Annotated in this window: 22 protein-coding genes and 3 pseudogenes; 17 read left to right on the top strand and 8 right to left on the bottom strand. The window is 60.6% G+C overall.

Annotated features, from left to right (window positions below; translation table 11 throughout):
* The first annotated feature begins 247 nt into the window (after nucleotides 1-247).
* Nucleotides 248-1423, top strand: coding sequence for a M48 family metallopeptidase (locus HALTADL_RS08980; protein ID WP_089670630.1), 1176 nt, complete (start codon nucleotides 248-250; stop codon nucleotides 1421-1423).
* Nucleotides 1424-1794: 371 nt separating this feature from the next.
* On the opposite strand, the gene HALTADL_RS08975 is transcribed toward HALTADL_RS08980, so the two are convergent.
* The 4 genes and pseudogenes from HALTADL_RS08975 to HALTADL_RS08960 all read right to left on the bottom strand — a co-directional run bounded on the left by HALTADL_RS08975 (nucleotide 1795) and on the right by HALTADL_RS08960 (nucleotide 4161).
* Nucleotides 1795-2418 (bottom strand): DUF7504 family protein, encoded by a 624-nt coding sequence (locus HALTADL_RS08975; RefSeq protein WP_089670631.1) that lies wholly within the window; start codon nucleotides 2416-2418, stop codon nucleotides 1795-1797.
* 98 nt (nucleotides 2419-2516) lie between these two features.
* Complete coding sequence (locus HALTADL_RS08970) at nucleotides 2517-2918, bottom strand: hypothetical protein (protein WP_089670632.1); 402 nt, start codon at nucleotides 2916-2918, stop codon at nucleotides 2517-2519.
* 1 nt (nucleotide 2919) lies between these two features.
* A pseudogene (locus tag HALTADL_RS08965) lies at nucleotides 2920-3612 on the bottom strand (RAD55 family ATPase).
* A gap of 87 nt (nucleotides 3613-3699) precedes the next feature.
* Nucleotides 3700-4161: a chemotaxis protein CheW gene (locus HALTADL_RS08960; protein ID WP_089670633.1), complete on the bottom strand. Its 462-nt coding sequence runs from the start codon at nucleotides 4159-4161 to the stop codon at nucleotides 3700-3702.
* Nucleotides 4162-4339: 178 nt separating this feature from the next.
* On the opposite strand from HALTADL_RS08960, the gene cheB reads away from it, so the two are divergent.
* The 5 genes from cheB (at nucleotide 4340) to HALTADL_RS08935 (ending at nucleotide 10586) form a co-directional block, all read left to right on the top strand.
* Nucleotides 4340-5416, top strand: coding sequence for a chemotaxis-specific protein-glutamate methyltransferase CheB (gene cheB, locus HALTADL_RS08955; RefSeq protein ID WP_089670634.1), 1077 nt, complete (start codon nucleotides 4340-4342; stop codon nucleotides 5414-5416).
* Nucleotides 5417-7624: a chemotaxis protein CheA gene (locus HALTADL_RS08950; protein WP_089670635.1), complete on the top strand. Its 2208-nt coding sequence runs from the start codon at nucleotides 5417-5419 to the stop codon at nucleotides 7622-7624.
* Nucleotides 7621-8445, top strand: coding sequence for a CheR family methyltransferase (locus tag HALTADL_RS08945; RefSeq protein ID WP_089670636.1), 825 nt, complete (start codon nucleotides 7621-7623; stop codon nucleotides 8443-8445). The genes HALTADL_RS08950 and HALTADL_RS08945 overlap by 4 nt, the downstream gene beginning before the upstream one ends.
* A 3-nt stretch (nucleotides 8446-8448) precedes the next feature.
* Nucleotides 8449-9660 carry a HEAT repeat domain-containing protein gene (locus HALTADL_RS08940; protein ID WP_089670637.1) on the top strand — a complete coding sequence of 404 codons (1212 nt, stop codon included), beginning with the start codon at nucleotides 8449-8451 and terminating at the stop codon, nucleotides 9658-9660.
* 62 nt (nucleotides 9661-9722) lie between these two features.
* Nucleotides 9723-10586 (top strand): CheF family chemotaxis protein, encoded by an 864-nt coding sequence (locus HALTADL_RS08935; protein WP_089670638.1) that lies wholly within the window; start codon nucleotides 9723-9725, stop codon nucleotides 10584-10586.
* A 9-nt stretch (nucleotides 10587-10595) separates the two neighbouring features.
* On the opposite strand, the gene HALTADL_RS08930 is transcribed toward HALTADL_RS08935, so the two are convergent.
* From HALTADL_RS08930 to HALTADL_RS08915, 4 genes are all read right to left on the bottom strand, one after another.
* The gene (locus HALTADL_RS08930; protein WP_089670639.1) at nucleotides 10596-11498 is read right to left on the bottom strand and encodes a sialate O-acetylesterase; all 903 of its coding nucleotides are present in this window, start codon (nucleotides 11496-11498) and stop codon (nucleotides 10596-10598) included.
* Nucleotides 11499-11607: 109 nt separating this feature from the next.
* Nucleotides 11608-12147, bottom strand: coding sequence for a metal-dependent hydrolase (locus tag HALTADL_RS08925; RefSeq protein ID WP_089670640.1), 540 nt, complete (start codon nucleotides 12145-12147; stop codon nucleotides 11608-11610).
* Between the two features lie 125 nt (nucleotides 12148-12272).
* The gene (locus HALTADL_RS08920; RefSeq protein WP_089670641.1) at nucleotides 12273-13751 is read right to left on the bottom strand and encodes a hypothetical protein; all 1479 of its coding nucleotides are present in this window, start codon (nucleotides 13749-13751) and stop codon (nucleotides 12273-12275) included.
* Nucleotides 13738-14772, bottom strand: coding sequence for a TAXI family TRAP transporter solute-binding subunit (locus HALTADL_RS08915; RefSeq protein ID WP_143054102.1), 1035 nt, complete (start codon nucleotides 14770-14772; stop codon nucleotides 13738-13740). Before HALTADL_RS08915 ends, HALTADL_RS08920 begins: the two co-directional genes overlap by 14 nt.
* A 255-nt stretch (nucleotides 14773-15027) precedes the next feature.
* Between HALTADL_RS08915 and pspAB the strand changes: the two genes are divergently transcribed.
* The 11 genes and pseudogenes from pspAB (at nucleotide 15028) to HALTADL_RS08860 (ending at nucleotide 26552) form a co-directional block, all read left to right on the top strand.
* Nucleotides 15028-15636: a PspA-associated protein PspAB gene (pspAB, locus tag HALTADL_RS08910; RefSeq protein WP_089670771.1), complete on the top strand. Its 609-nt coding sequence runs from the start codon at nucleotides 15028-15030 to the stop codon at nucleotides 15634-15636.
* Nucleotides 15637-15757: 121 nt separating this feature from the next.
* Nucleotides 15758-16789 (top strand): DNA repair and recombination protein RadA, encoded by a 1032-nt coding sequence (gene radA, locus HALTADL_RS08905; RefSeq protein WP_089670643.1) that lies wholly within the window; start codon nucleotides 15758-15760, stop codon nucleotides 16787-16789.
* 369 nt (nucleotides 16790-17158) lie between these two features.
* On the top strand, nucleotides 17159-18871 hold the full coding sequence (locus tag HALTADL_RS08900) for an ammonium transporter (protein ID WP_089670644.1): 1713 nt from the start codon (nucleotides 17159-17161) through the stop codon (nucleotides 18869-18871).
* A 275-nt stretch (nucleotides 18872-19146) separates the two neighbouring features.
* Nucleotides 19147-19524 (top strand): annotated as a pseudogene (locus tag HALTADL_RS08895) (P-II family nitrogen regulator); the annotation flags it as partial.
* A 123-nt stretch (nucleotides 19525-19647) separates the two neighbouring features.
* Nucleotides 19648-20031: pseudogene (locus HALTADL_RS08890) on the top strand (P-II family nitrogen regulator); the annotation flags it as partial.
* 96 nt (nucleotides 20032-20127) lie between these two features.
* Nucleotides 20128-20994, top strand: a complete 867-nt coding sequence (gene epsC, locus HALTADL_RS08885) for a serine O-acetyltransferase EpsC (RefSeq protein WP_089670645.1) — start codon at nucleotides 20128-20130, stop codon at nucleotides 20992-20994.
* A 67-nt stretch (nucleotides 20995-21061) separates the two neighbouring features.
* Nucleotides 21062-22399: a glutamate-1-semialdehyde 2,1-aminomutase gene (gene hemL, locus HALTADL_RS08880; protein WP_089670646.1), complete on the top strand. Its 1338-nt coding sequence runs from the start codon at nucleotides 21062-21064 to the stop codon at nucleotides 22397-22399.
* Nucleotides 22400-22594: 195 nt separating this feature from the next.
* Nucleotides 22595-23269 (top strand): helix-turn-helix domain-containing protein, encoded by a 675-nt coding sequence (locus HALTADL_RS08875; RefSeq protein WP_162551704.1) that lies wholly within the window; start codon nucleotides 22595-22597, stop codon nucleotides 23267-23269.
* A gap of 586 nt (nucleotides 23270-23855) precedes the next feature.
* The gene (hemC, locus tag HALTADL_RS08870) at nucleotides 23856-25001 is read left to right on the top strand and encodes a hydroxymethylbilane synthase (RefSeq protein ID WP_089670648.1); all 1146 of its coding nucleotides are present in this window, start codon (nucleotides 23856-23858) and stop codon (nucleotides 24999-25001) included.
* The gene (gene cobA / locus HALTADL_RS08865; protein WP_394327348.1) at nucleotides 24994-25809 is read left to right on the top strand and encodes a uroporphyrinogen-III C-methyltransferase; all 816 of its coding nucleotides are present in this window, start codon (nucleotides 24994-24996) and stop codon (nucleotides 25807-25809) included. Before hemC ends, cobA begins: the two co-directional genes overlap by 8 nt.
* Nucleotides 25806-26552 carry a uroporphyrinogen-III synthase gene (locus HALTADL_RS08860; protein WP_089670650.1) on the top strand — a complete coding sequence of 249 codons (747 nt, stop codon included), beginning with the start codon at nucleotides 25806-25808 and terminating at the stop codon, nucleotides 26550-26552. The genes cobA and HALTADL_RS08860 overlap by 4 nt, the downstream gene beginning before the upstream one ends.
* Nucleotides 26553-26571 lie beyond the last annotated feature (19 nt).

The raw sequence follows: 26571 nt of genomic DNA, 5'->3' as shown, positions 1-26571 counted from the left end.
CAGCAGCATCAGCCGTGGGGGTCGGCTGACTGCTTGTGTCTCCGGTGCCTCACTACGTAGTCGGTCAGCAGAGATCAAAAGCACAGAGCCTACTCTGTTTGGGTGTTGGGAACCCTGACTGCCGGGTGCTGTTTCGTCGACGGACTGTCCATCCCCCTCACAGAGCGCGTCGACCCCGCTCTCGGCCGAGACACGGATCCTGTTGGCATACCTGAATTTTAAGTGGCTGTTTTTACAGCTATCAGATATGGCTGTGTCGACATCTCGGCTTTGGCTTCGGTTCTCGCTGTTCTGTCGAATGGTCGTCGCCCTCGGGATTCTCGGGACGTTCACACTCGGAATGACTGTCGTCGTGACTGTCTTTGGGGCCGTCCTCGGAGTCATGCTGTTCGGTTTCTTCGGTCGGCTCGCCGAATTCATCGTCGTTGCGCCGCGGCTGTCAGCAATCACTCCACTGTCACCGGCTGTGGTTGCAGTCGGAGCAGTCGTTGCGACTGTCATCGTCGGTTGGTTCGGCCTTTCTCCGTCGGGCAACCGGCTCACCCAGCGATTTCCACGGGCTCCGGTCGTCGTCGTTCTCGTCTGGCTTGGGTGTCTGTACCTAGCGATGGTTGAGACTGGTGCGGTCATCGAAGGCTTGTTTTCGTCGTTCGAACTGCTACTCGGTGGGTTCGTGATCGCTCTGTCTCTCGGCGGGCTGCTTGCGATCTGGTCGACGGTTTCGACTGCCCGGCGCGAACTCGCTGGGCTCCGCGATCAGCTTCTCGAGGGGAGTGAGCCAGCCGTCGAGACACACCCCACACTCGCCGAAACGACCAGTCGACTCGCCCAACAGGTTGGCGTCCCGGCACCGACGCTCCGCATTACCGACTCCGACCGGCCGGAATCGTTCACGCTCGGCTACGGTACTGCGGCCGTGATCGTGGTGTCGACTGGGCTGTTTGAGAGCCTCTCCGAAGCGGAAGTGGGGGCCGTGTTAGCCCACGAAGTCAGCCATCTCGCCAACGCGGACAGTCGGATCATGGGTACGGTATTGGTGCCGGTGTTGATGGCCGAGGAGTTGCTCGACGACAACCCGGATGATGTCGGCGATTATCTGATCAATGCTGCAATCTGGACACTCAAACTGTACGGCCAGTTCGGGGTCGCGATCCTTTCCCGTGGCCGCGAGTGGTCTGCGGACGCCGGGGCGGTCGCGCTCACTGGATCGCCAGCCGCACTCGCCGCAGCGCTCAGCACGCTCAGTCAACAGCGACAGACACCGTCGACCGACCTCCGCGAGTGGGAACAGTCGGTCGGCGCACTCGACATCCTGCCGCCGGGTGATCGGGAGCAGGCGACCGGGTCGTTTCGAACCCATCCGTCGACCGAAAAACGGATCAACCGACTCCGACAGCAGGTCGTCGACGCCGAGCAGGGCTGACGAGATGGTGGTGACTGGCTCGACGCGTACTACCATACAGAACAGGCAGTCAAATACAGAACAGGCGGTCGACGCCTGCTGTCAGACTCGGTGGAAAAAGACAGTGGTGACTGACACTTCGTGTGGATCGCTGGAAAACAGCAGTGGGGGACACTGCGTGGGCAGACTGAACCGAGAGCAGTACCGGGTTGGGGGAACCAGTATCAGCAGCCGTGGGGGATGACGGCCGACTGCTACTATCTCCGGTACCTCACCATACTGTAGGCCCCTCTCGGACAAAAGGATACAACCTAACCGGTTTGGTACTCACGAAAGCCGATACAAACTAACGGGTTCGACGCGACGCTGCTCGGAACTGATGGCTACTCCGTTCAGAACTCTTGCCACGCTGTCGGCGACGAATTCCGGTCGCGGAGTCGCATCTCCCAGCCCTCGTCGGTCGTTCGGGTGTCGACGACGGTATCGAACGGGTCCAGCAGCGTATGCAGGGTGCGTTCGTCGTGCATCGTGGAGTTGATCACCGCGACGGTGAGCCAGCCTTGGTTACGGGTGCGGCCGAGGAGCACGCGGACGAACTGGTAGATGCGGTCGGCATCCCAGTACATCAGCAACTGGGACAGCGAGTGGACACCCACCGACGTGTCGGTATGGGACTCCCAGTTCTCGGCGAGTTCGGTGAATTTCACGCCGAGTTCGGTGAGATTTTTCGGCGAGGAGGCGTACTTAGTGAGGTCGGTGTCTTCGACCTCGGCACCCTGCTCGCGGGTGACACAGTCGACGATGGGGGAGGTCTTGGGGTCGTGGCCGGTGGTCTCGGCGTAGTCGGCCCGGACGCGCTCGGCGTCGTGGCCCGTCGAGAGAATGATCGAGCGGTCGCCTGCTTCACCGAGGATGCGGTGCATGAGATTGTACTTCCCACTCATCGGGGGCCCTGCAATGACGACGCTCTCGGCTTCGGTGAGCGTCGACGCAAGCGGGAGTTCCTCTACGGACATGGATGATCTGGATTGTTCACGTGATTTTGGGGGCGGCTAGGGGTACTGACGAAGCTGTCACTTGTGGGATTGACTGCGGGCGTGGGTGGATGGTACTGTTATGCATTATCCTTGTCGCCTCTTGATAAAAACGACGGTTTGTCGAGCGTTTCGGGTGGCCCTTCGAGCTGGTCGAAGCGGTCGAGGAGTTCGGCCGGGCCGAGCGCATCGGGCAGGCCGTTTTTCCTGGTGGGTGTCTCGGCCGAGTCGACGAGCTGATCCCAGATTGCTTTCGGGGCCGTACCGGAGGACTCCAACTGGAGGGCTTGACTCCGGCCCTGCTCGAAGGAAAGCTCGATGAGGCTTCTATCGTATGTGGAGTCCGCCGCGGCTTTAATCGCTTCGTACTCCTCGCGGTTGTCGTTGCCACAGGCTGCGGCCACACCGAGGGCGTAGGCGCGCTCGACTGCCTCATCCCGTCCGAGTTGGGTCCACTCCTCGGGGAACGTCGACTCATACACGTTAGCTCACCGGGGTCCCTTCGGTCACTACCAACCCTTTTGATTCGAACGAGAGCGTGTGGATCTCAGTGTTGACGTCTGTGCCACGCATTTTGATGACCTGAATCCCGCGACGCATCCCATCGTCTTCGAGATAGTTGTGGAAGAAGACGACGCCGTGAGCCAAAAAGTGCTCGTCGGCGTACGCCGAAGGATCGGTCATCTCTGAGATCAACAGCGTCGTCGCCGAGGTGCGTTTGATCGCTGTCAGAAACCGCATGAGCGTGGTATCGCTGTCGTCAAACAGATACCGAAGCAGCATCGTCGAATCGATCACGACACGGTCGATATCTCAGGAGTTGATGAACCCTGCCAACCGGTTTGTGACGTTGGTCCGGTCCATCTTCTCGCCCGGCCCGCCGAAGAACCGTCGACCCTCCGACGAGAGCGCGTCAAGGAAGGTGATCGAATCCGATTTGAGGGCCTCTCCGAACCCGAAGCTGTAGTCGGCCATGTCGGCCATGATCCCATCTTTCGTCTCGTGCATACTCACATAGAGGCTGGTTTCGTCCTCGGCTGCACCGGCAGCCATGAACTGGGCGGAAAACGTCGTTTTCCCGCTCCCTGGTGGCCCACTGAGTACATAGAGTCGATCTGATGGGAACCCGCCGTCGACCAGCTGATCGAAGCCGTCGACGCCGCTTGAGACGCGCATAAGAGGTGTCCCGTCGTATTTGCAAATAAGCATTCGTACCCAGTTCTCACGACTGAGAAACGGGTCCAAACTGACCCGAAGAATCTCCTATTCGCCGACGATATCGGGGTCGACCCAGACGACGAACTTGTCGTCGCCTTTGACGATGCCGTGGACGTTTTCGTCATTTGCGGTGGTCGTCTCGTCTACGTCGTCGGGGGTAATGTTGGTGACTTGATAGACTTCGTCGACGATCCAGCCGATGGTGCCCTGATCGCCGATGGAGTCGGGATCGAAGACGATGATACGGTTGCGCTCGCCGTCTTGGTCGATGTTGAACACCGTTTTCGGATTGATGATCGAGGTGGTCCGTCCGCGGAGATCTATCACGCCTTCGACGTGCGCCGGGGAGTTCGGAATCCGGGTGAGCTGTCCGGCGTCGACGATTTCATCGATAACGTCGATATCCAGACAGTACGTCTCGTCTCCCAGCCCGAACTCGAGAACCTGTGTCGGCCCACTGCCGGAGCCAGCTCCCTCGTCGTCGGTGGAGCTCTCACTCTGTGCCATACACGCTGTCTGGGAGTTCGATAGTTAACTCTGTTCAATAAATTATCAGCCATGATTTTCGGGTCGGTGGGTTTATTCTCGGCGTTTTAGTATTCATCTGCAATGTGGTGTAAGCCAACGCGAACTGAGCGTCGGCCGGGGAGCATCGGCTCTCTGTCCGACCCCGTAGGTGGTGGTGATGCGTAAGCCACGGACGGTTGTGGTCGACGACTCACGGTTTATGCGTGGGTTGATTACCGATCTCCTCGATGAGGGTGGGATTCCGGTCGTTGGCGAGGCCAAAGACGGCGTGGAGGCCCTGGAGGTCATCGCCGACAAACAGCCGGACGTGGTGACGATGGACCTCGAAATGCCGCGGATGAACGGGATCGAAGCTGTCGAGCGAATCATGGCCGACCAGCCGACACCCGTGCTCATGTTGAGCGCCTACACCGACGACGATGCGGAAGTCACCTTCGAGGCGCTCGAAAAGGGGGCGGTCGACTTCTTCGCCAAACCCGGCGGCGAGGTGTCGATGGAGGTCTCGCGGCTCGGCGATCAGCTGCTCGAAACCATTCGGACGGTCGCCGACGCCGATCTCAAGCAGGCCAACCGTGCCGAACAGTCGGCGACTGCGGCCGCAACCCAGACGTCGACGCCGGATGGACCGGGTGGCACCTCGTCGACCGACAGTAACGCCTTCGACGACACTCGGACGGTCGTTATTGGATCGTCGACGGGTGGGCCGAACGCGGTCGAGCAGGTAATGAGCGAGCTACCGGGTGGCGACTGTCGGGTGATTATCGTCCAGCATATGCCCGAAGCGTTCACCTCGCGGTTCGCCGACCGCCTCGATGCGGCAACAAGCGAGTACGATGTCCGCGAAGCCGGCGATGGGGCCCGAATCGGGGCTGGCGAAGTGCTGGTTGCCCGTGGTGGGAAACACCTGGAGATCACGGGCTACCGAAACGGTCGAGTCAGGGTCGGCCTGATTGACGACGATCTGGGCCACTCGGTGATGCCCGCAGTCAACGTCACGATGGAATCGGCAGCCGAAACGATCACTGACCCGCTTACGGGGGTCATCCTCACTGGGATGGGGGCCGATGGTGCGGAGGGGATCTGTGCGATCCAAGAGACCGGTGGTCCAACGATTGCCCAAAACGAGGAGAGCTGTGTTATTTATGGAATGCCGAAACGAGCAGTCGAAGCCGGATGTATCGACTCCGTCGTTCATCTCGATGACGTCGCAGCAACAATCCGGGAGTTGGTCTAAATGAGTGACGAACACAGGAAGGCGTTCGTCGCCGAAAGCGAGGAGGGGATCACCGAGCTCAACAACGCGCTGTTGGCGCTCGAATCCGACCCCAACGACGCCGAGGCGATGGACTCGATCTTCCGCACGGCTCACACCTTAAAAGGCAACGGCGCGGCGATGGGGTACGATTCGGTCAGCAACCTCGCCCACGAGATGGAGGATCTCCTCGACGAGATCCGTGATGGCGACATCGAGATCACGCCGGATCTGATGGATCTGCTGTTCGACGGCGTCGACTACCTCGGGGCGATGGTCGACGATATCGCCGACGAGGGCGACACTGATCTCGACGCCTCGGGGATCGAAGCCGATCTGCGAGAGCTGATTGAAACTGGTGAGATCCCCGGCGCGGGCGGCGACGCTAGCGACAGTGGGTCGACGACGTCGACCGACGATACTGCTGAAACAACCGCTGACGCCGCCAGCGATACCGCTGACGATGCTAACGACGCTGGCGACGCTGACGACTCCGACGATCCTGACGAGTCCAGCGTCGACGATGGCGAAGCCGACGAGGAGCCGGCTGAGGATATCGAACTCCCCGAAGCACTGGCCGAGGTAGAACTCGACACCGGACATGCGGTGTTCCGTGCCACCGTCGGGCTTGGCGATTCGGCGATGCAGGGCGTCGACGCCATCTTCGTGCTGCAAGCACTCGACGATGCCTACGACTCGTTTATCACCGATCCAGACCGCGAAACCGTCGAGGACGGCGAGTTCGAGGAGACGTTCGACCTGTATCTGATCGACTCCTCACAGGAAGCGATCCAAAGCGGACTGAGTTCACTCAGCAAGGTCGAGTCGGTTACTGTCACACAGATCACGGCGCTCGTCGACGAACCGATGACCGCCTCGGCGGCTGCCGAAATCGGCGTCACCCAGTCAGCTGACGACGATGACGCCACCGACGAGACCGAGGCTGACGACAGCGAGACGGAGAGTCAGTCGACCGATGAGTCAGACGAGTCCGAGGACGGCGACAATGAGTCTGACGACTCGGGTGGCCGGTCGACACCCAACCGCTCGAAAAAGGACGGCACCAACATCGCCTCCGTTCGGGTCGACGTCGACCAGCTCGACGAACTGTACAGTCTCGTCGAACAGCTCGTTACGAGCCGGATCAAACTCCGCCGGGAGATGGAGGCCGCGGGGATGGATTCGGACAATCTCGACGAACTCGACAAGATCACCGCTAATCTCCAGAACACGGCGATGGATATGCGGCTAATTCCCCTCTCGAAGATCGTCGACACCTTCCCACGGCTCGTCCGGGATGTGGCCCGTGAGACCGGCAAACAGGTCAACTTCAGTGTCTCCGGCGAGGATATCGAACTCGACCGAACCATCCTCACCGAGATTCGGGACCCCCTGATTCACATTCTGCGGAACTCGGTCGACCACGGGATCGAGCCGCCTGAGAAACGAGAGGAGCTCGGCAAATCCCCGACCGGCTCGGTGTCGCTGACCGCGACACGCGAGCGTGACCACGTCACCATCGAGGTAGCCGACGACGGTGGCGGCCTTGATCCGGAGATGCTCAAGGACAAAGCCCTCGAAAAGGGGGTCAAAACCGAAAACGAACTGGAGCTGATGGACGAACAGGAGATCTACGAACTCATCTTCCATCCCGGCTTCTCGACGACCGAGGAGGTCACCGACGTCAGTGGCCGCGGTGTCGGGATGGACGTCGTCCACAACACGGTCAAACAGCTCGACGGCACGGTCAGCGTCGACAGCGAACTCGGCGAAGGAACCGTGGTTAGGCTCCGCCTACCGGTGACAGTCGCGATTGTCAAAGTGATGTTCGTCGAGGTCGGTGGCACCGAGTACGGGATTCCCGTCAAGAATATCGCCGAGGTGACTCGTGCGAAGAATATCAGCATGACGACGGGCAAGGAGATCATCAAACACGACGACGATATCTACCCGGTGCTCCGTCTCAGCGACGTGTTGGACGAGCCAAGTTCGGTCAACGGCGACGGGATGTTGTTGCGGATCAGAGACGAAAAACGCAAAGTCGCACTCCACTGCGATCAGGTCATTGACCAAGAAGAGGTCGTCGTCAAACCGCTTGAGGGCGTCCTGAGTGGCATTCCGGGGCTGAGTGGCACGGCCGTCCTCGGCGATGGTGATGTGGTGGCGGTGCTAGATGTGGTGACCTTATGAGTAATACAACAGACAACGCGGGCTTCATGCGGGTGGTCCGGCATATCCAAGACGAAGTCGACTTCGAGCCGGAGTACTACAACGAGGCGTATCTCAACCGCCGGATCAGCGCCCGGATGCGCCGCCAAGACGTCGAGGAGTACGACGACTACCTCTCGGTGCTGCAAAACGATCCCAGCGAAAAGGAGTCGCTGATGGATTCGTTGACGATCAACGTCACCAACTTCTTCCGCAACGGGAAGATGTGGGAGGAGCTCAGACCGGTCCTTCAGGAGTTGACCGAGAACAACCGCTCGGTCAAAGCTTGGAGCGCCCCCTGTGCGGACGGCCGGGAGCCGTACTCGATGTACATGCTGGCGATAGACGACCGAAAGATCGACGAATCCCGTCTCTCGGTACTCGGGACCGATATCAGCGACGAGGCGCTTGAAAGTGCTCGCAAGGGGATGTACAACACGACGCGAACGACCGATATCGGCGAGGAGTTGAGTCTGCTCGACCATCCCGAACGGTACGTCGACGTCGAGGACAACGAGTTCACGGTCAAACCCGAGATCCGTCGACAGATCGACTTCGAGCGCCACGACCTCGTCCAAGACGGGCCGAAACGGAACTACGACCTGATCTTCTGTCGGAACCTGTTGATCTACATCGACAGCGAGTACAAACTGCCGGTGTTCGACACGCTGACCGATTCGTTGAACGAGGGTGGCTATCTCGTCGTCGGCATGACCGAGACGGTACCACAGGAGATCCGCGGCGACTTCGAGCCGGTCAGTAAACGATGTCGAATATACAAATATACCCCGGAGCATACGTAGTCTATGTCCCTGTATCATCTCGCTCGTGACGGCGATGTCGAGGGGATCCGCGACCTCCTGCTGGAAAGCGACAGCACGGCGGTTCGGGTCCGGTCGGCCAAACTGCTCGGCGAGGTCGCCAACAGCGGCGACACCGACGCCGTCGAGACGTTGGTCTCGGTATCAGTGACTGACGACAACGAGGAGGTACGGGCGGCGGCGGTCGAGGGACTCGACGATATCGGCTCCGAGGCCGTCGAACAGCTGTTGGTCAAAATCACCGGCTCGAAGATCCAGGACGGTGCGGCGTGGGCGACCGCAAAGAAGTTCGCCAACGCTCTCTCGTCGGATGTCCCCGAGCTCCGAATGGCCGCCGCCAGCGCCCTCGGCACGCTCGGCGAGACATCGGCTGTACCCTCCCTCGTCAACCAGCTTTCCGATGAGAATCCGAAAGTCCGGGTTCGGTGTTGTGCGGCGCTGGCCCGATTGGATCACCCGAAGGCGGTGCCGGCGCTGATCGAGCGGCTGTCGGACCCCCACGGCGAGGTTCGCCGCGAGGCCGCAGTCGCACTCGCCTCTATCGGCACTGATCAGGCACTGGCCGCACTGCTGGATATGCTCGACGACACCAACACGTCGATCCGCCGGGTGGCGGCCTCCTCGCTGGGCGAGGCCGGCAGCGTCGAGGCCGTCCAGCCGCTGGCCGATGCGCTGGGCGACGAGAGTTCGGCGGTTCGGAGCGCCGCCGTGTTTTCGATCATCGAACTGCTGTCGAACGCGCCGACCCAACAAAGCCACCAGATCCGTGAAACGGTGGTTTCGGAGCTGAAAGACGCCGACGCCGCCACCATCAAGCCGCTGGTCGACATTCTCGACGAGAGTACCCAGCGTCGACAACAGCGGAACGCCGCGTGGTTCCTCGGGCGAGTCGTCAGCGATCCCGAGTCGGAGACAATCGGCGTCCTCACCGATGCGCTCGAAAGCGAGGACAACCAGACCTCCCAGTTCGCGGCGACCAGTCTCGCCGAGATGGGCGGCGAGGACGTCGAAGACGAACTGCTGGAGTTCGTCGACGACAGCAAAGACGACGATGCCCGCGCACAGGCCGTTTACGTCCTCGGTCAGGTCGGCGGCGAGCGGTCGGGCGACAAAATAAAGAAACTGACCGAAGACGACAGCAAGCAGGTCCGCAAGCGCGCGTTCGCTGCGGTGTCAAAGTTCCGAGGTCGACAGTGAACACTAAGACACCCCCACCCCAATGGTCTGTCACGAATAACTGTCCGGGGGGCTGAACAATCATGAGTGAAGGCGAGTACAAGATACTTGATACGAAGGGGCGGTTCGCACAGGCGGTCAAAGATGGCCGGTCCATCAACGACGTCTCGTGGTCACAGGGCCGTATCCTCCTGTCGAACCGTCGCATCATCGTCGCAAGCAATGAGGGCAAGCGGACCATCCCCTTGTCGAAGATCGAAGGGTTGGGTGGTCGACACGATCCAAATCAGAACATTGCGGCCGTGTCGAGCTATCTCAGTCTCAAAGTCGACAACGACGTGATGCTGGTCTCGGCGTCGGACCACGAGGAGTTTCAAACAGCCGTCTATGAGGCCGTTCTCGACCAGAAGATCGCTCAGGCCAAACACCCTGCGGTCGCCGGCGGTGTCGTCCAAGATACCGAATGGCAGAAAGCCCGGCTCAAAGTCGAGGACGACGCCATTGCGGCGGCCCTCAAAAGCGGCGAGTTCGTTCGGCTGGATCTCGACGACATCAGCGGCGTCGAAACCGACCAGCGAACCGTCAACGGCGAGAAGAAAGTCGTTATTCAGGTCTCCCACGTCGAGGGCGACACCAGCGTTCAGACCCACCTCACCGGCCCCAAACGGATCTGTATGTTCCTCAAATCCTTCCTCGCGGAGGGCGAACGGCGGAGTCAGACCAACGCCGACCTCTCGGAAGCCGATAAGGAAGTGCTGATGGCGCTCTACTCCGGCGTCTCGCCGTTCGAGATTCCGGCCTTCATCGGCAAGGATGTCGACACCGTCGAAGAGATCTTCGAGCGCCTCGTCGAACTCGACATCGTCGACGAGGTTCGGGTCCGCAGAGAGGTGACGCTCAACTCCCGCGGTCGCAACATCGCCAGCGAAGCGATGAACGATCAGTAACTCGCCCGGTTACTCGCCCTGTATCTCGGCAACCCGTTGCCCGCCGCCGGTCCCCATTTCGTTGAGCCCATCCTGATTGTAGTGGAGCCTGTCTCCCATCTTCCCGGATTCGGGGAACGACACGGCGTCATCGAAGACGAGCCACGCATTGGGATCGGACGCAGCAACCTCCCGTTGAATCCGTCGCACGTGCTGAAAACCGGCGGTATCGCCATCGCTCCGTCGACCGAGCTGAAAGAGATAAAACGGGGCTTGGGGGTCGTCGACCTCCTGCCGATACCGCGCGATCATGGTCTCGAATGCCTGCCGGAAGTCGACTGGATCGATGATCTCATTGTCGATGGCCCCGGCATCGGTTTCGCCCTGATGCCACAGCATGCCACCGAAATTCGGCGTTATCTCGGCCAGTTTCAGGTTCACAATCGCACTCCGGAGTCGACCGATAGCGCGATACAACAGTAGTCCGGACTGTGACCACCAGTTGTCGTTTGCAGCCGGATGGACGGACGTCCCCCCGATTGACGCCGGGACGTACACTGCGTGTCGACCGCTCGTCGTCCAGTATCGCTCGGCAAACGCCGGCCATGCACTCCCGGATCTCGCTTCGCCAACCGGATCGGCAAGCGGTTCGAGCCCACCGTGTGGGACGTACTCGAAGGCGGTTCCCGGCGGCGGTTGCGGCGACTCCTCGCTGTTTCCATGTCCGGTCGCGTTCGACTGCCCACCGATCAGAAAGACATCTACATCCGCCGCTGCGATGGCCGCTGTTGTGGTCTCTCCAGCGGTGGCGTCGACGGCCGTGCTCGCAGTGGACGGGCCGGCCTGATCACCGACCACGGCGTCGTAGGAGGCGGCTCCGAGGATCGCCCCGCCACCAGTCGACGCAAGCAACTGTCGCCGAGTAAGCCCCATTTAGTGACGAAGAACAGTAGATCAGTAGTATAAGAATGTCGGTCACCGAGTGGGTCTTACCACACCACGACACGGACGGTATGGTGGCTCAAACGGGTACTGTCGACCGCTACTGAACTCCGCGAGCGAGTCGACGACGGATCGCGCTTAGTACCGGATAACCATCACGCTGCCAGACGGCGACTGCGAGCCCTGCGAGAACGAACTCCGCGAGGAAGTACGGCTGGCCGAGCGATTCGGTGAACAAAGCGAGGATCGAGGGCGGGCCGCTTTCGTACGGCTCGACCGCAAGGAGAGGCCACAATAGATACGAGCCGTCGGTGCCACCCCACAACGCCGGCAGGCTGTCGGCCAGCAAATGCGACAGCGCCCCGATACTGAAGGCGATACCGTACTCCGCCCGCCCCGAGCGTGCTGCAAGGAGATAGACGACTCCAATGAGCGGACCGAGCACCAGCAGAGAGTGGGCGAGGCTCCGGCCGGTCGGGAGGACGCCCAGATACCACGACAGCGGCTTGTCGACCAGATCGGGCGTCTGACTCCCGATCAGCAGGGCGACGACGGCGAGTGATTCCGGGAGTCGATTCTCGGCCCGACAGAGACCAGTATAACAGAGATAGGCGACGGCGGCGTGTCCAAGCGGCCACATTGTCTGGGGTCTCGGTCTCTCGGATTGTAACCTTTGTCTACTGGACGGTAGCACTACTCACAGCCGGAACCACGGCTGGCCCCCGCATAACGACTGCGAGGCGTCGACCGACGATCCGTCGACTATTACCACTGATCACCAAGCCGCCGGAGCTGCTGGTCGACTGCCGGAGCCACCAGCCAACCGCCGACCACTGCATACCAGACCACCAGGTGGGCTGTGAGTTCCGACACTGTTGTCAGCGTCACGAACAGCGGCACGACTACCACCGCGCCAGTGGCGTACCCCGCGACTACCGGGAGCGTCACCCCGAGTCCCACACAACAGCCACCGAGGACGACGACGGCCAGCAGGGTTCGACCCGAGAGCCACAACAACGACGACACCAGCCACGTCGACAGCGCGGTCTGTATCACCACGGTGATCCCACCGACCACTGCGAGCAGGACTGCCACGCGCGCGAACAATCCCAGTCCAACAGCCGAGCCATCTAGAACCGTCCCGATGCCGGTTCGGAGCCGCCCACTGGCACCGTCGCCCGTGCCGAATCCACCGAGTGGCCCCAGCACACAGAGTCCGATAGCCAGCAGGTTCCCCGCCAGCAGCACCGTCCCCAGCGGCAGTCGAGCCACCACGAGCAGGGCGGCCATCACCACGAGTGGCCCGCCAGCGAGGAGCAGTGGCCCACTCCATGCTCGCCAGTCGACCGAGTCTCCCCGCGTGAACTCGATTGGCGTCCCTGCGAGTCGACCGGCCACGATCACTCCGAGCCAGCAGACGGCGGCCGGAACCGCCGCCACAGCAACTACTTGCAGATAGCTCACCGCAGGGGCCAGCCATGCGATGAGCAGGGTTGCAACTCCCACAGGTGGGGTTAGCTGCCAGAGCCCGCGACTGAGCCGTTCGGGCCACTCAGTCGACGGCGCGTCGACGGCAATCGTCGGTACCAACGTCCGAAGCCGGTCGACGGTCCCACTGGTTCGCCAGAGCCCCGTCAGTAGACAAGCGGGGGCGATCCAACTGGCGGCGGCCTGTGTCAGCGAGCCGTAGATCCCACGACTGTCGTAGACCATCGTCTCGATGAGCGGCAGCCCCGCGGGAGCCGTGAGCCAGCCGACACCGATGCCGACAACCGCGAAGCCGGCCACCACTGGCCCGAACCACCGCCCGACGAGGACGAACAGCGAGCCGACTACCAGTGCGCCGGCGAGCAGTGCGGAGTCGGCAAACTGTGGTTGGCTCGCCGGAATTCCACCGGCGGCACTGACCACCCCGGCGGTTCCGGCCGTGAGTCCAAACAGACAGCCCACAAGCAGGAGTCGATCAGCCGTCGACCGTTGCCCTGTCGCTGGAATAAGCCGGCTCCCCGAGCCATCGCTATCAGTTTCGAGCAGTGCCGCCACCAATGTCAGTCCGACCGCAGCCCCGACCAGTCCGACGGTGTAGGGAATCACCGTCACCGAGTGGTATCTGTTGTAGCTCAAGACGCCGACCCACACAAGCAGTACGGGGAGTCGGATCCAGCGACCGCAGGCGACGACGAGTCGACCGACTGTCCCATCGACCGCCTCGCCGTTCCGTCGGTGGGGCTTAGTCGACTGCATCGGTCTCCGTCCAGTCATCATCCCAGATATCAAGCGCTTTGAACGCCGTGGCGACACCCTCGTGAACCGGCTGATCCTCGATCACGGCGGCGGCCAGTGCGTCCGGCTCCGAGTGGGCGACCGCCAGTTCGTCGACCGACCGGATCGTCTCGGCGTGGTCGGCAGCGAGACGCGTGAGTTCGGCCACCGCCTCGCTGTCTGCGTCCGGCGAGACGAGCCACTGCATTGGGAGTCGCCAGCCGTCGACTGCACTCGGAAGCCGAGCAGTCTCCCAGCCGGTCGGCTCGATTTGGCCACCGACCGCGTTCGGCGCGCTCTCGATGGCACTCTCGAAGGCATCGCCGACTGGGAGTGCCCCAAGCCGGTCGCCCACCTGATCGTCGAGCTGTTGGCACCACGCTGCAAGCCTCTGACCGCTGGGTTCGACTGCAGCGACGACATCGATTTCACCGCCGTCGACGGCCGCCGGAACCGCTGTTCGGGGGCGGTTGTCGATCCCGATCCCTTCCCAGCGGTCGGCCGCCCGGAGGAGCTGTTCGGTCACCAGTCGACTCGACATTCCCGGCTGGACAGGATACACCGTCAACTCCTCGCTGAACTCGGCAGTCGACTCGAGATCGGCCGCCGCGTCGCTCGCGGTCAGCCAGTAGTGATCGAGCCAGCCGTAGCTGAACCCCTGGGCGGGGACCGTTTCGACTGCGTCGAGATCGAAGACGCCCGTTCCCTCGATTGCGCGGTAGAGCGTCGTGTTGTCGACGGCTGCAGCGTCGAACTGGCCCTCGCTGAGCGCATACAGGCGTTGGCTCGCCCCCTTGACCGACTCGATGCTGAGGGAAACTCCTTCGGCGTGCTGGTCGACCGCAACCGATAGCGCCTTGCCGGCCGTGTGGCTCCGACTATCGACCGGGCCGACCCCGAGGCTGAGACGCTGGCTGTCGCCCCCGAGACAGCCCAGCGTCGACAGCACGCCACCCGTCGACAGCCCGGCCACTACCTGTCTGCGTGTTACTGGGGCTGGCATTGCTCGGTAGTTCCGGCTCGGCGTACAAGGGTATGGACACCATACTCCGATTTGATTACTGGATTAGTGTGGTAATGTGAGCTTTGGAAGCCAAAACAGACTGGTTCAGTCGACAATCGGGGAATCTGAAACCTGTTTTCGGCCCACTGCAACGGTGGGGATTTTATTCTCGGCACCCAACCACTGTGTATGGGATTGATGGATACGGTGCGGTCGATACTTGGGGTCAGCGCCGAGAGACGAACTCTCGTGAGGTTGAAGCTTGTCGTCGTAGTGCGGTCGATACTTGGGGTCAGCGCCGAGGCCGACGCCACCCGGGATGCCGACCCCGAGGATCTGTTCGGGATGTCGACCGCCTACGTGACGATGGAGGCCGATTTGGGGTACGACAACGCGGGGAAAGCCGCCCTCTGTTTTTCCTCGGTCGACAGTACCGATTTCGGTGCAATGGTAGAGGAGGTCGAAGCGATTCTGGAAGCCGGTGCCGAAGAGACCGGCACCACCTTCGACTCCCACGCCGATGATCACGGCTACAACTGGGTGGTGCTCGACGACGATGATCCGGAGGATCTGCTGACGAGCATCCACTTCGCCGCCGATACGTTCATCGAACAGGGGTACGGCTCCCGGCTCTTGGCTGCCGTGTTCGCCTTCGACAAAAGCAGCACCGACCACGCCTACTGGATCTACTCGTTCCGCCGCGGGGCCTACTACCCATTCGTCCCGAAAGGTGACCACGAACGCGATAGCAAGACGGAGTTCAAACTCCAGTCGGTACTCGACGGCGAGTTGGGGATCGAGGACGACGAAAGCTACTGGTATCCGCTGTGGCCCGACCGCCCCGGCGGCTACCCGTGGGACTGATCTGCGAGCTGCTCTTTTAACTGACACCGTCGACCGACTGCCCCGTGAGACGGCTCTAGTTTCACTTTCACCCTGCAGTTAACGAGGGTTTATGTGCGGTAACGAGTAAAGTCGGTGTACAATGGCAGACGACGAACTCGAAACCCTTCCCGGAGTTGGACCGGCTACGGCGGACAAGCTGATCGACGCAGGCTACGAAAGCTATCAGTCGATTGCGGTCGCCTCACCCGGCGAGCTGTCGAACACCGCCGACATCGGGTCGAGTACCGCCTCGGACATCATCAACGCCGCCCGTGATGCCGCCGACATCGGTGGCTTCGAGACCGGCGAGACCATTCTCGAACGGCGTGAAACGATCGGCAAGCTCTCGTGGCAGATCGACGAAGTCGACGAGCTGCTCGGCGGCGGGATCGAAACCCAGTCCATAACGGAAGTCTACGGCGAGTTCGGCGCTGGCAAATCTCAGGTCACCCACCAGATGGCAGTCAACGTCCAGCTACCGCCCGAACAGGGTGGGCTCCGTGGCTCCTGTATCTTCATCGACACCGAAGATACGTTCCGTCCCGAGCGAATCGACGATATGGTCCGGGGACTCGACGACGAGATCCTAGAGGCCACCCTCGAAGACCGCGGGATGGAAGGCAGCATCGACGACGAGGAGACGATGGAAGCGCTGGTCGGCGACTTCCTCGACCGCATCCACGTCGCCAAGGCGTTCAACTCCAACCACCAGATCCTGCTTGCGGAGAAGGCCAAGGAGCTCGCCGGCGAACACGAGGACAGCGAGTGGCCCGTCCGGATGGTCTGTGTCGACTCCCTGACCGCGCATTTCCGCGCCGAATACGTCGGCCGTGGAGAGCTGGCCGAACGCCAGCAGAAACTGAACAAACACCTGCATGATCTGATGCGAATCGGCGATCTGTACAATACGTCGATTCTGGTCACCAATCAGGTCGCAGCCAACCCTGACTCCTACTTCGGGGACCCAACCCAGCCTATCGGTGGCAACATTCTGGGTCATACCTCGACGTTCCGCATCTATCTCCGGAAGTCCAAGGCCGACAAACGCATCGTCCGACTGGTCGACGCACCCAACCTCGCCGACGGTGAAGGCGTGATGCGCGTGAAAGGTGCGGGTCTGAAACCCGAATAACGGATTTACTGTCTACAGCCGTTCTGTATACTGTTTTCGATTGTTTGAGATTTTTTGGCCGACACGCGCACCGTCGACCGATCTATCGGCGTCGAGAGTAGTGGCAGTTTTGTTACAAAACGAATGTCAACTTGTGCGGCGAATATTGCCGAACAACTGGTGGCTATACAACCTTATACACATATTATTGACTCTGATTTCTGACAGTCGTCTATTAATACGGCGAAAATTTCGTATTCGTCAACGATTAACCTTATATCCGTCTATTCCATGAGGCTCAATCGTGATTCCGATGACAACCATGCCCGTGGAGCACAACACGGTGTTCGATTGTAAACGTACGGTGCAGGAAACGAGTGGGGTGTGTCTATGAGCACACTCCTGCAGGTCGACCCGACCGAGTTCGCAGCCGCGATGAACGGAACATGGATTCTCGTGGTTACGTTCCTCATCTTCTTCATGCACGCTGGCTTCGCCATGTTGGAGGCGGGCCAAGTGCGCTCGAAGAACGTCGCCAACCAGCTCACCAAGAACCTCCTGACGTGGAGTCTCGGTGTAACGGTGTTTTTCCTCATTGGTACTGCAGTCAGTAGTTTGTTGAGTGGTTCAGATGCTGGCCTCGCTTCGGTTGCTGGCACACTGTTCGCCGATGGAACGCTCGCAGTCGAGGCAGGCACGATTGGTCCGTACGTCAACTGGCTGTACGGAGCCGTCTTCGCCATGACTGCCGCAACCATCGTTTCGGGAGCAGTTGCCGGCCGCGCGAAACTCCGCGCGTACGTCACCTACACCTTCCTGCTGGCAGCCGTGATCTACCCCGTTGTGATCGCCTTTACGTGGTCAGCCGCTGACACCGGTCTCGTCCAGCAGCTTACCGGAACCGCGTTCCACGACTTCGCCGGCGGGATGATCGTCCACGGAATGGGCGGTATCGCCGGCCTCACCGCTGCAGCAGTCCTCGGTCCACGAATGGACCGCTACGCCGAGGATGGCTCGACGAACGTCATCCCCGGCCACTCGCTGACCTTTGCCGTTCTCGGGACGCTCGTGCTTGCGTTCGGCTGGTACGGCTTCAACGTCGGCACAGCATCTGTAGTCAGTGACGGCGTGTTCAACACGCAGGTGCTGAACCTCGTCGCAATGAGTACGACCATCGCGATGGCCTCCGGTGGCCTCGGTGCCGGACTCGTCGCGTGGGCCAAAACCGGCAAAGTCGACACGCTGTACGTCGCAAACGGCCTGCTGGCAGGTCTCGTCGGCATCACCGCCATCCCAGATACGACTGTCTGGTGGGGTGCCTTCCTTGTCGGCGGCCTCGCAGGAGCCCAACTGCCAATCGTCTTCGAGTTCGTCTCGGATACGCTAAAAATCGACGACGTCTGTGCTGTCTTCCCGGTTCACGGTAGCGCAGGTGTGCTGGGAACGCTGATGTTCCCGTTCGTTGCGGCACCCGGCGCACTGACCAACAGTGTCGGCGCACACTTCATCGCACAGGCAACCGGTGTCGTCATCATCGGTGGCTGGACGCTCACCGCGACCGCAATCGTCTGGTACGTCCTCAAGGCAATGGGTGAGGCACGCGTCACACCTGAACACGAACAGGACGGCCTCGACGTCTCCGAACACGGCGTCGAAACCTACCCAGAGTTCGGTGGCGACCGGATCGCAACCGACGGTGGCGACGGTATGAGTGCAGACGAGTACGAAATCCGAACCGACGGCGGCGAGCCGAACGACGGCGGTATCAAGATGGTCACCTCGGTCGTCCGCCCCGAGAAACTCGGCGCAGTCAAACAGGCCCTCGCCGAGATCAATGCCGCCTCGCTGACGGTCACGAACGTCTCGGGCCGTGGCAGCCAGCCCGCCAAGAAAGGCAGCTGGCGCGGCGAAGAGTACACGGTCGATCTCCACCAGAAGGTCAAAATCGAGTGTGCTGTGGCAGATGTGCCCGCAGAAGACGTCGTTGCAGCGATCCGCGACGCCGCCAACACCGGCGAGCCGGGCGACGGCAAGATCTTCGTCCAAGACGTCGAAAACGCGGTGCAGGTCCGCACCGGCAACGACGGTCCGGAGGCAATCTAACGCGTTCGGAGACACCACCCCCCGACGATGGACCAATGGCCACCCACACCGGGTGATTCCATCCACTGACATACTTGCTTGTAGCCACCTCACAACGGGCGGCATACTCACTTTTCACCCGTTGTGATTCGTTTCGTCGACTGCATTCTGCTCACCAGCCGCTGGCCTCTTTATCAACAGAAATCGAGACGATAACTACTATAGTTCACTACTTCATTGGTGGCTGTGTGGACGAACACACAGAATATGCTGTGAAAAGCGAACAGGACGACGCACAGCTCCGAACCGATGGTGGGGAGCCGAACGACGGCGGTATCAAGATGGTTACTGCCATCATTCGCCCCGAAAAACTGGGGGCCGCAAAGGAGGCTCTCGCCGAAATCGGTGCGGCATCCCTCACCGTCACCAACGTTTCGGGTCGAGGGAGTCAGCCCGCCAAGAAAGGTAGCTGGCGCGGCGAGGAGTATACGGTCGACCTCCATCAGAAGGTCAAAATCGAGTGCGCTGTCGCCGAGGTCCCCGCCGAGGACGTGGTCGACGCCCTCGCCGAGGCCGCCCACACCGGCGAGACTGGCGATGGCAAGATCTTCGTGATGGACGTCGAAAACGCGATTCAGGTCCGTACTGGGAAGGACGGCGTCGACGCGATCTAAGCGTCCCAGCCACCGCCTCCCGCTGTACGCAATCGTAGCATTGCGTGAGACCATACGACTATATTCATCCATTTCTTTGTACCCGTTGTGAACGAACAGTCACAATCCGTGACGACAGCAGACGATACCGAACTCCGAACTGATGGCGGCGAGCCGAACGATGGTGGTATCAAGATGGTCACTGCCATTATTCGCTCGGAAAAACTGGGCGACGCGAAGACGGCCCTCGCCGAGATCAACGCGGCGTCGTTGACAGTCTCCAACGTTTCGGGGCGGGGCAGCCAGCCCGAAAAAAAGGGGAGTTGGCGGGGCAAGGAGTATTCGATAGATCTCCACAAAAAGGTCAAAATCGAGTGTGCCGTGGCGGATGTGCCGGCCGAGGACGTAGTCGAGGCGCTTGCGGAGGCCGCCTACACCGGCGAACCCGGCGACGGCAAGATCTTCGTTCAAGACGTCGAGAACGCAGTCCAGGTCCGGACCGGAAAGGAGGGTCCCGAGGCGATTTAACTGCTCTCGCGGCAGTGTCGACGCCATATTTGACAGCAACCCATCGTTTTGGACGGCGACTTATGAGGATGTAGAGGGTAGAACCACCTACGAGCGATGGAGTACACCTACACTGGTTCGGCACACATGGAGCTACGCGCGTCGTATGCCGACGACGACAGCCGGTTTCGAACCCGGCAGTCCTCGTCGTTTCCGGAGCGAAACACCGTTATTGAGGAGACGCGACTGCTTCGAAAGCTGTTGTTTCCGGGCTGCTGGAACGCCGCCGACATTGTCGACGACGAAGCCGCACTACGTGAGACTCTGGAGGAACTCGGTGGCCACTTCTGTAATGGGATTCAACCCTACGGTCCGGACTGTCTGTCGACGCCCGTCGAGGCGGTACTCGACGAACTTCCGGCGATCCGACAGCAGTTGAAACAGGACGTCGAGGCGGCATATAAGGGCGATCCGGCGGCCACGAGCTACGTCGAGATCATCCGGTCGTATCCCGGCCTCCACGCGATGATGGTTCACCGGGTGGCCCACGCCCTCTATGATGAATCTCAACCGGCATACGCCCGTGAGTTGGCCGAAGCCGCCCATACCGCCACCGGGATCGATATCCATCCCGGCGCTGAAATCGGCGAGTACTTTTTTATCGACCATGGCAGCGGCGTCGTCATCGGCGAGACCGCGACAATCGGCGACTGGGTGCGGCTCTACCAGGCAGTTACCCTTGGTGCGCTCCACTTCGAGGAGGAAGAAGACGACGAGCAGACCCTGAAAAAGGGGTACAAACGACATCCGGATATCGGCGACAACGTCGTTATCGGAGCCGGAAGTAAGATCCTCGGCCCGATCACAATCGGTGACCACGTCAGTATCGAAGCCAACGCGTGGGTGACCGATGACGTGCCGGCTCACACGAACGTATTTATTAAGCATCCCGAGCAGACCCGCAAGCCAGTCGACGACCAGTAGTCTCTTACTCGCAACTTACCCCACGAAATCCCGATACGCACAAGTTCGGGGAGTCGAAACGCGTGGTATGAACCACGAACGCTCCCGCGATCTGTACGACCGGGCCCTCTCGGTGATGCCCGGCGGCGTCAACTCCTCGGTGCGTGCCACTCAGCCATACCCGTTTTTCGTCGACAGCGGTGATGGAGCCCACGTCATCGATGCCGATGGCAACCGGTATGTCGACTACGTGATGGGATACGGCCCACTGCTCTATGGCCACGACCTCCCGGAGCCAGTCCAGTCGGCAATTCAATCTCATGCCTCGGCAGGGCCAATGTACGGCGCACCCACGGAGGTCGAAGTCGAACTCGCGGAGTTCGTCGCCCGCCACGTTCCCAGCGTGGAGATGGTGCGGTTCGTCAACTCCGGTACTGAAGCGACGGTGTCGGCGGTTCGGCTGGCTCGCGGCTACACCGAGCGCAACAAGATCGTCGTCATGCAGGGCGGCTATCACGGGGCCCAGGAGTCGACGCTCGTCGCTGGCGATGCCGACAATCCCTCACCGTCGACCGCGGGCATCCCTCACTCGTTTGCTGAACATACTCTCCCCGTGCCGTTCAACGACAGCGAAGCGATCAGGACCGTGTTCGAGGACCACGGTGACGATATCGCGGCGGTGCTTGTCGAGCCGATCCTTGGTAACAAGGGGATCGTGACGCCGGTCGACGGCTACCACGAAACCCTCCGGGAACTCTGCAACGATTACGGCTCGCTGCTGGTCTTCGACGAAGTGATCACCGGGTTCCGTGTCGGTGGCCTCCAGTGCGCACAGGGTAAGTTCGGCGTGACGCCGGATCTGACGACGTTCGGCAAGATCGTCGGCGGCGGGTTCCCGGTCGGCGCAATCGGCGGGAAGTCGAATATCATCGAGCATTTCACCCCCTCCGGCGATGTATTCCAGTCCGGGACGTTCTCGGGCCACCCGGTCACGATGGCCGCCGGACTGGCAACCCTCGAATACGCAGCCGAACACGACGTGTACGACCACATCAACTCGCTGGCCGAGCAACTCCGCAGTGGGCTGACCGACATTCTCGCGGATCGGGCTCCCGAGTACACGGTCGTCGGCACCGACAGCATGTTCAAGACGATCTTTACGCGTGATGGAGCGACCGAGCGCGGCGAGCAGTGTGGCGCAGGCTGTCGACAGGACCCCAACTGTCCGAACTTCGAGTCCTGTCCGAAAACTGGGGCTGACGTGGCCAACGCCGAAACCGACCGCTGGGAGCGACTCTTCTGGCAGGAGATGAAAGACCGCGGCGTGTTCCTCACGGCCAACCAGTTCGAATCCCAGTTCGTCTCGTATGCCCACACCGAGGAGGACATCGAGAAGACGCTGGAAGCCTACGCCGAAGCGTTATAAACAGAGATTCGAAAATAGATTTTTCTTCTCGATTATGTGGGGCTGGGATAAATTCACACGCTAAACATAGACGGGTTCGTATTACTATGCAGATCTTTTGCATCTTGTATGTCCGTTCTATCGACTTCTGCGGATGCAACGGAGCCAACAACTGGTAACATCTCTTTCGTTCGCAGAGAGTGTACTCCATTTACTATGAGTATCATTGCTGCGTTTTCTGCTCCGGCTAACAGCCTTTCACTCGGTCAATGCATCGAAAACCAGCCCAATGCCGAAATCGAGATCGAACGGGTTGTGCCGATGCGCCAAGGGACATTCCCGTATATTTTTGTTTGGAACTGTACGAACTATGAGTTATTTGAAGAAACTGCAAAGTCTCTTCCTGAAGTCACAGCTCTCTCCATTGTAGAAAATTTTGACGATGGGAGACTGTACAAATTAGAGTGGGATAAACAAGAACACAAACTCATTTCCAGTGTTGTCCGTAACGACGGTGTCCTTCTGTTCGCACGAGGAGACAATGTGAAGTGGAGATTCGAGTTTCGGTTCCCAACCCGTGCTAACGTCTCTCAGTTTTTCACTGACATTTCTGATGATCTAATTGAGCTCGAACTCACATCCCTCTTTGAAGAAGTAGAGTTTCAATCGATGGAGGACGAGTCGCTACTCACGAGCAAGCAAGAACACGCGCTCAAAACGGCATTAGAAATGAGATATTTCAATACACCCCGAGATGCCTCTCTCGGTGATGTTGCAACCGAACTCAATATTTCTTCGTCAGCCTGTAGTGTCCTACTTCGTCGTGGTCATAAGCAACTTCTCAACAAGCGGTTTGAGAGGCGAGAAGGCCGATCTCGGGATAGTATATAAACAACCTCAGATCTGAAACCTTGGGCCTATCCGACTGTGTGCCGTACTACCTTTTGGGGGAAACGGCGGCACAACTCGGGAAACTGGGCAAGTGCGTCCGCAAATATAGGAACCCGTTGTGGGGGCAATTGGTTCCTGTACATTCCGCTTGGGGGAGTTTAGTATGAGTGCCTGTGAGGGGGAAATTACAGGTTCTCTGGGGCAGGGTCGAACGGAAACCACTGAGAGGTACGAGTGTAACTCTATCCTCTGATGTTTCGTAGGGGATCCAAGTTAATGAACAGCCGACCTAACAAATTTGGACTGCTAAGTCAGTTAGCGATTATTCTTCAAGTATGTGGCGAAGATGGGTATTTATACTAACTAAGATGGAATCAACAGAGTTTGTCATACATATACTCCCCGAAATGTTGCCCTGTTTTTATACGATTGTGAACAAAAATCGAACGACTAAGCCTCTGTATAGCGCAGATCAGTGACCCCAGCCCGTCGACGGCTCTTTATAACCCAACCCACGGAACACCAAGGCTCCAACCTCCGAATCCCGAACTGATGGGCTTTTGGGCCCCCGCCCCGATTCTCGCATATGAACTCAGATGCGGATATCCGGCTTGCCACACGCGGCTCTGATCTCGCGCTTCGGCAGGCCAACACCATCAAATCGAACCTCGACTCCCGTCGACGTGAGGTGACGCTCACGGAGGTAGAGACGACCGGCGACCAACTCCGTGAGGAACTCATCCACCAACTGGGCAAAACCGGAGCCTTCGTTCGCTCGCTCGACGAAAAAGTTCTCTCCGGCGAACTCGACGCTGCCGTCCACTCGATGAAGGATATGCCGACCGAGATGCCCGAGGATCTCGTCGTCGCTGGTGTCCCCGAACGCGCCCCCTCCGGCGACGTACTCGTCACACCGGACGGAACCAAACTCGATCTCCTCGCTCCGGAGGCCGTCGTCGGCACGAGTTCGCTCCGCCGAACCGCCCAACTGCTCGCAACGCGGCCAGATTTGGAGGTCGTCCCGCTGCGGGGCAACGTCGACACCCGCCTCGAAAAACTGCTGGCCCCCTCGTTGCAGGCCGAACACGACCGACGACTCGAAGCCGAGTCGAAAGGCAACGAAAGCGAGTACGGCCAGTCGCCCGACGACTGGTTCGAGTCGCTCTCTCAACTCGAACGCAGTGCGATGGAACGCCGGGTCGACCAAGAGATGGACGCCATCGTCCTTGCAGAAGCAGGCATTCGACGTAGCGGGCTCTACGACACCGTCGAGAGCGTTCGACTGCCGAAAAGCTCCTTCGTCCCCTCGCCGGGACAGGGTGCGATTGCGGTGACCGCCAGCGATCCCGAAATCGCCGAGACGATCCAAGAGGCACTCGACCACCCCGTGACGCGCGTCGAGACCACCGTCGAGCGTACCGTGCTGGCCGAAGTCGGTGGGGGCTGTATCGCCCCTATCGGCGTCAGCGCGATGCTGCAGGGCGAGTACGTCCAGACCCGGGCCCAGATTCTCAGCCACGACGGGACGGAAGTCATCGAGGCAACGCGAGATCTGCCGGTGAGTAATCACGCCGACGCGGCCGCCGACTTTGCGGCCGATCTCCGCGAGCGCGGCGCAGCCGATCTGATCGACGAGGCCCGCGAGGCCGCCGAAGCCGAAGCGGATGCTGGGGATGACTCAGTTGCCGACGCTGGCGGCCCCGAAACCGTGATGGGTGATGACGATGCCTGAGGCCAACGACTCGGTCGGCACCGTCTATCTGGTCGGCAGTGGCCCCGGTGATCCGGAATTGATGACCGTCAAAGCCCGTCGACTCCTTGATGAGGCCGATGTCGTCCTCCACGACAAACTCCCCGGCCCAAAGATTCTCGGGGAGATTCCCGAGGCCAAACGCGAGGACGTGGGCAAACGCGCCGGTGGCGAGTGGACCCCACAGGAGTACACCAACAAGCGGCTGGTCGCCCTCGCCGAGGAGGGCAAAACCGTCGTCCGACTGAAGGGCGGCGACCCATTCGTCTTCGGTCGCGGCGGCGAGGAGATGGAGCATCTCGCGGCCAACGAGATACCCTTCGAGGTCGTCCCCGGAATCACCTCCGCCATCGCGGGGGCTGGCGTCGCCGGAATACCGGTCACTCACCGCGACCACGTCTCCAGCGTCTCCTTTGTCACGGGTCACGAGGACCCGACCAAGGACGAATCGGCCATCGACTGGGAGGCACTCGCCGCGACCGGCGGCACGCTGGTCGTCCTGATGGGTGTCGGTAAGCTGCCATTCTATACGCAGGCGCTGCTCGATGCCGGGATGGACCCCGAGACGCCGGTCGCGCTGGTCGAACGCGCGACGTGGCCGAATATGCGCGTGGCCAGCGGGACAATGGAGACGATTGTCGACGTCCGGGACGAACACGACATCGAACCGCCTGCAATCACCGTGATCGGTGAAGTCGCCGCCACACGCAAGGCTGTCGTCGACTTCCTCGGCAACCGAACCGGCGAGCTGGCCGACCACGACAGTGGGCTGGAGACCACCACTGAATGACCCAAGAGGTCCGTGTCGCGGTGTTCCGCCCCGACGACGAACGGCTCGAAACCGCAGTCGACCTGCTCGACTCGCTGGGAGCCACGCCGGTGGCCGATCCGATGCTCGCCATCGAGTCGACCGGCGCGGTCCCCGCCCCCGACGCCGACTACACGATCTTCACGAGCAAGACCGGGATCGAACTCGCCGCCGAGGCTGGCTGGAGCCCCGACGAGACGACGCTCGTCAGTATCGGCTCCGGGACGACTGCCGCCGCCGAGGGGGTCGGCTGGGAAGTCGACAAAGAACCCGAAACCTACAGTTCGACTGGACTGGTCGACTTGCTGTCCGGTGAGATCGCTGGCAAACGCGTTGAGGTCGCCCGGAGCGACCACGGCAGTCAGGTGCTGCTCGATGGGTTGGAGGAAGCCGACGCCGACTGGTCCGAAACCGTTCTTTATAAATTAGTTCGACCACCGGAGTCCGGAATCTCCGCGGAGATGGCCGCCGAAGGCGATCTTGAGGCCGTGGCGTTCACCTCGTCGCTCACAGTCGACCACTTCCTCGCGGCCGCTGCCGAACGCGGCAGTCGCGAGGCCGCAATCGAGGGCCTCAACAAGGCAGTTGTCGGCGTGATTGGCGAGCCAACGCGGGAGACCGCTGAGGAACACGGGATCGACGTCGACATCGTCCCCGATGAGGCGACCTTCGAGGCGCTGGCGACTGTAGTCGTTGAGGAAGCCGCTCCCAGCTACAGCGAGTAGGGTCGACTCTTTCTACCAA

This window comes from Halohasta litchfieldiae, from assembly GCF_002788215.1.
GTDB lineage: Archaea > Halobacteriota > Halobacteria > Halobacteriales > Haloferacaceae > Halohasta > Halohasta litchfieldiae.
This window is presented reverse-complemented; position numbering and strand designations above follow the sequence as displayed.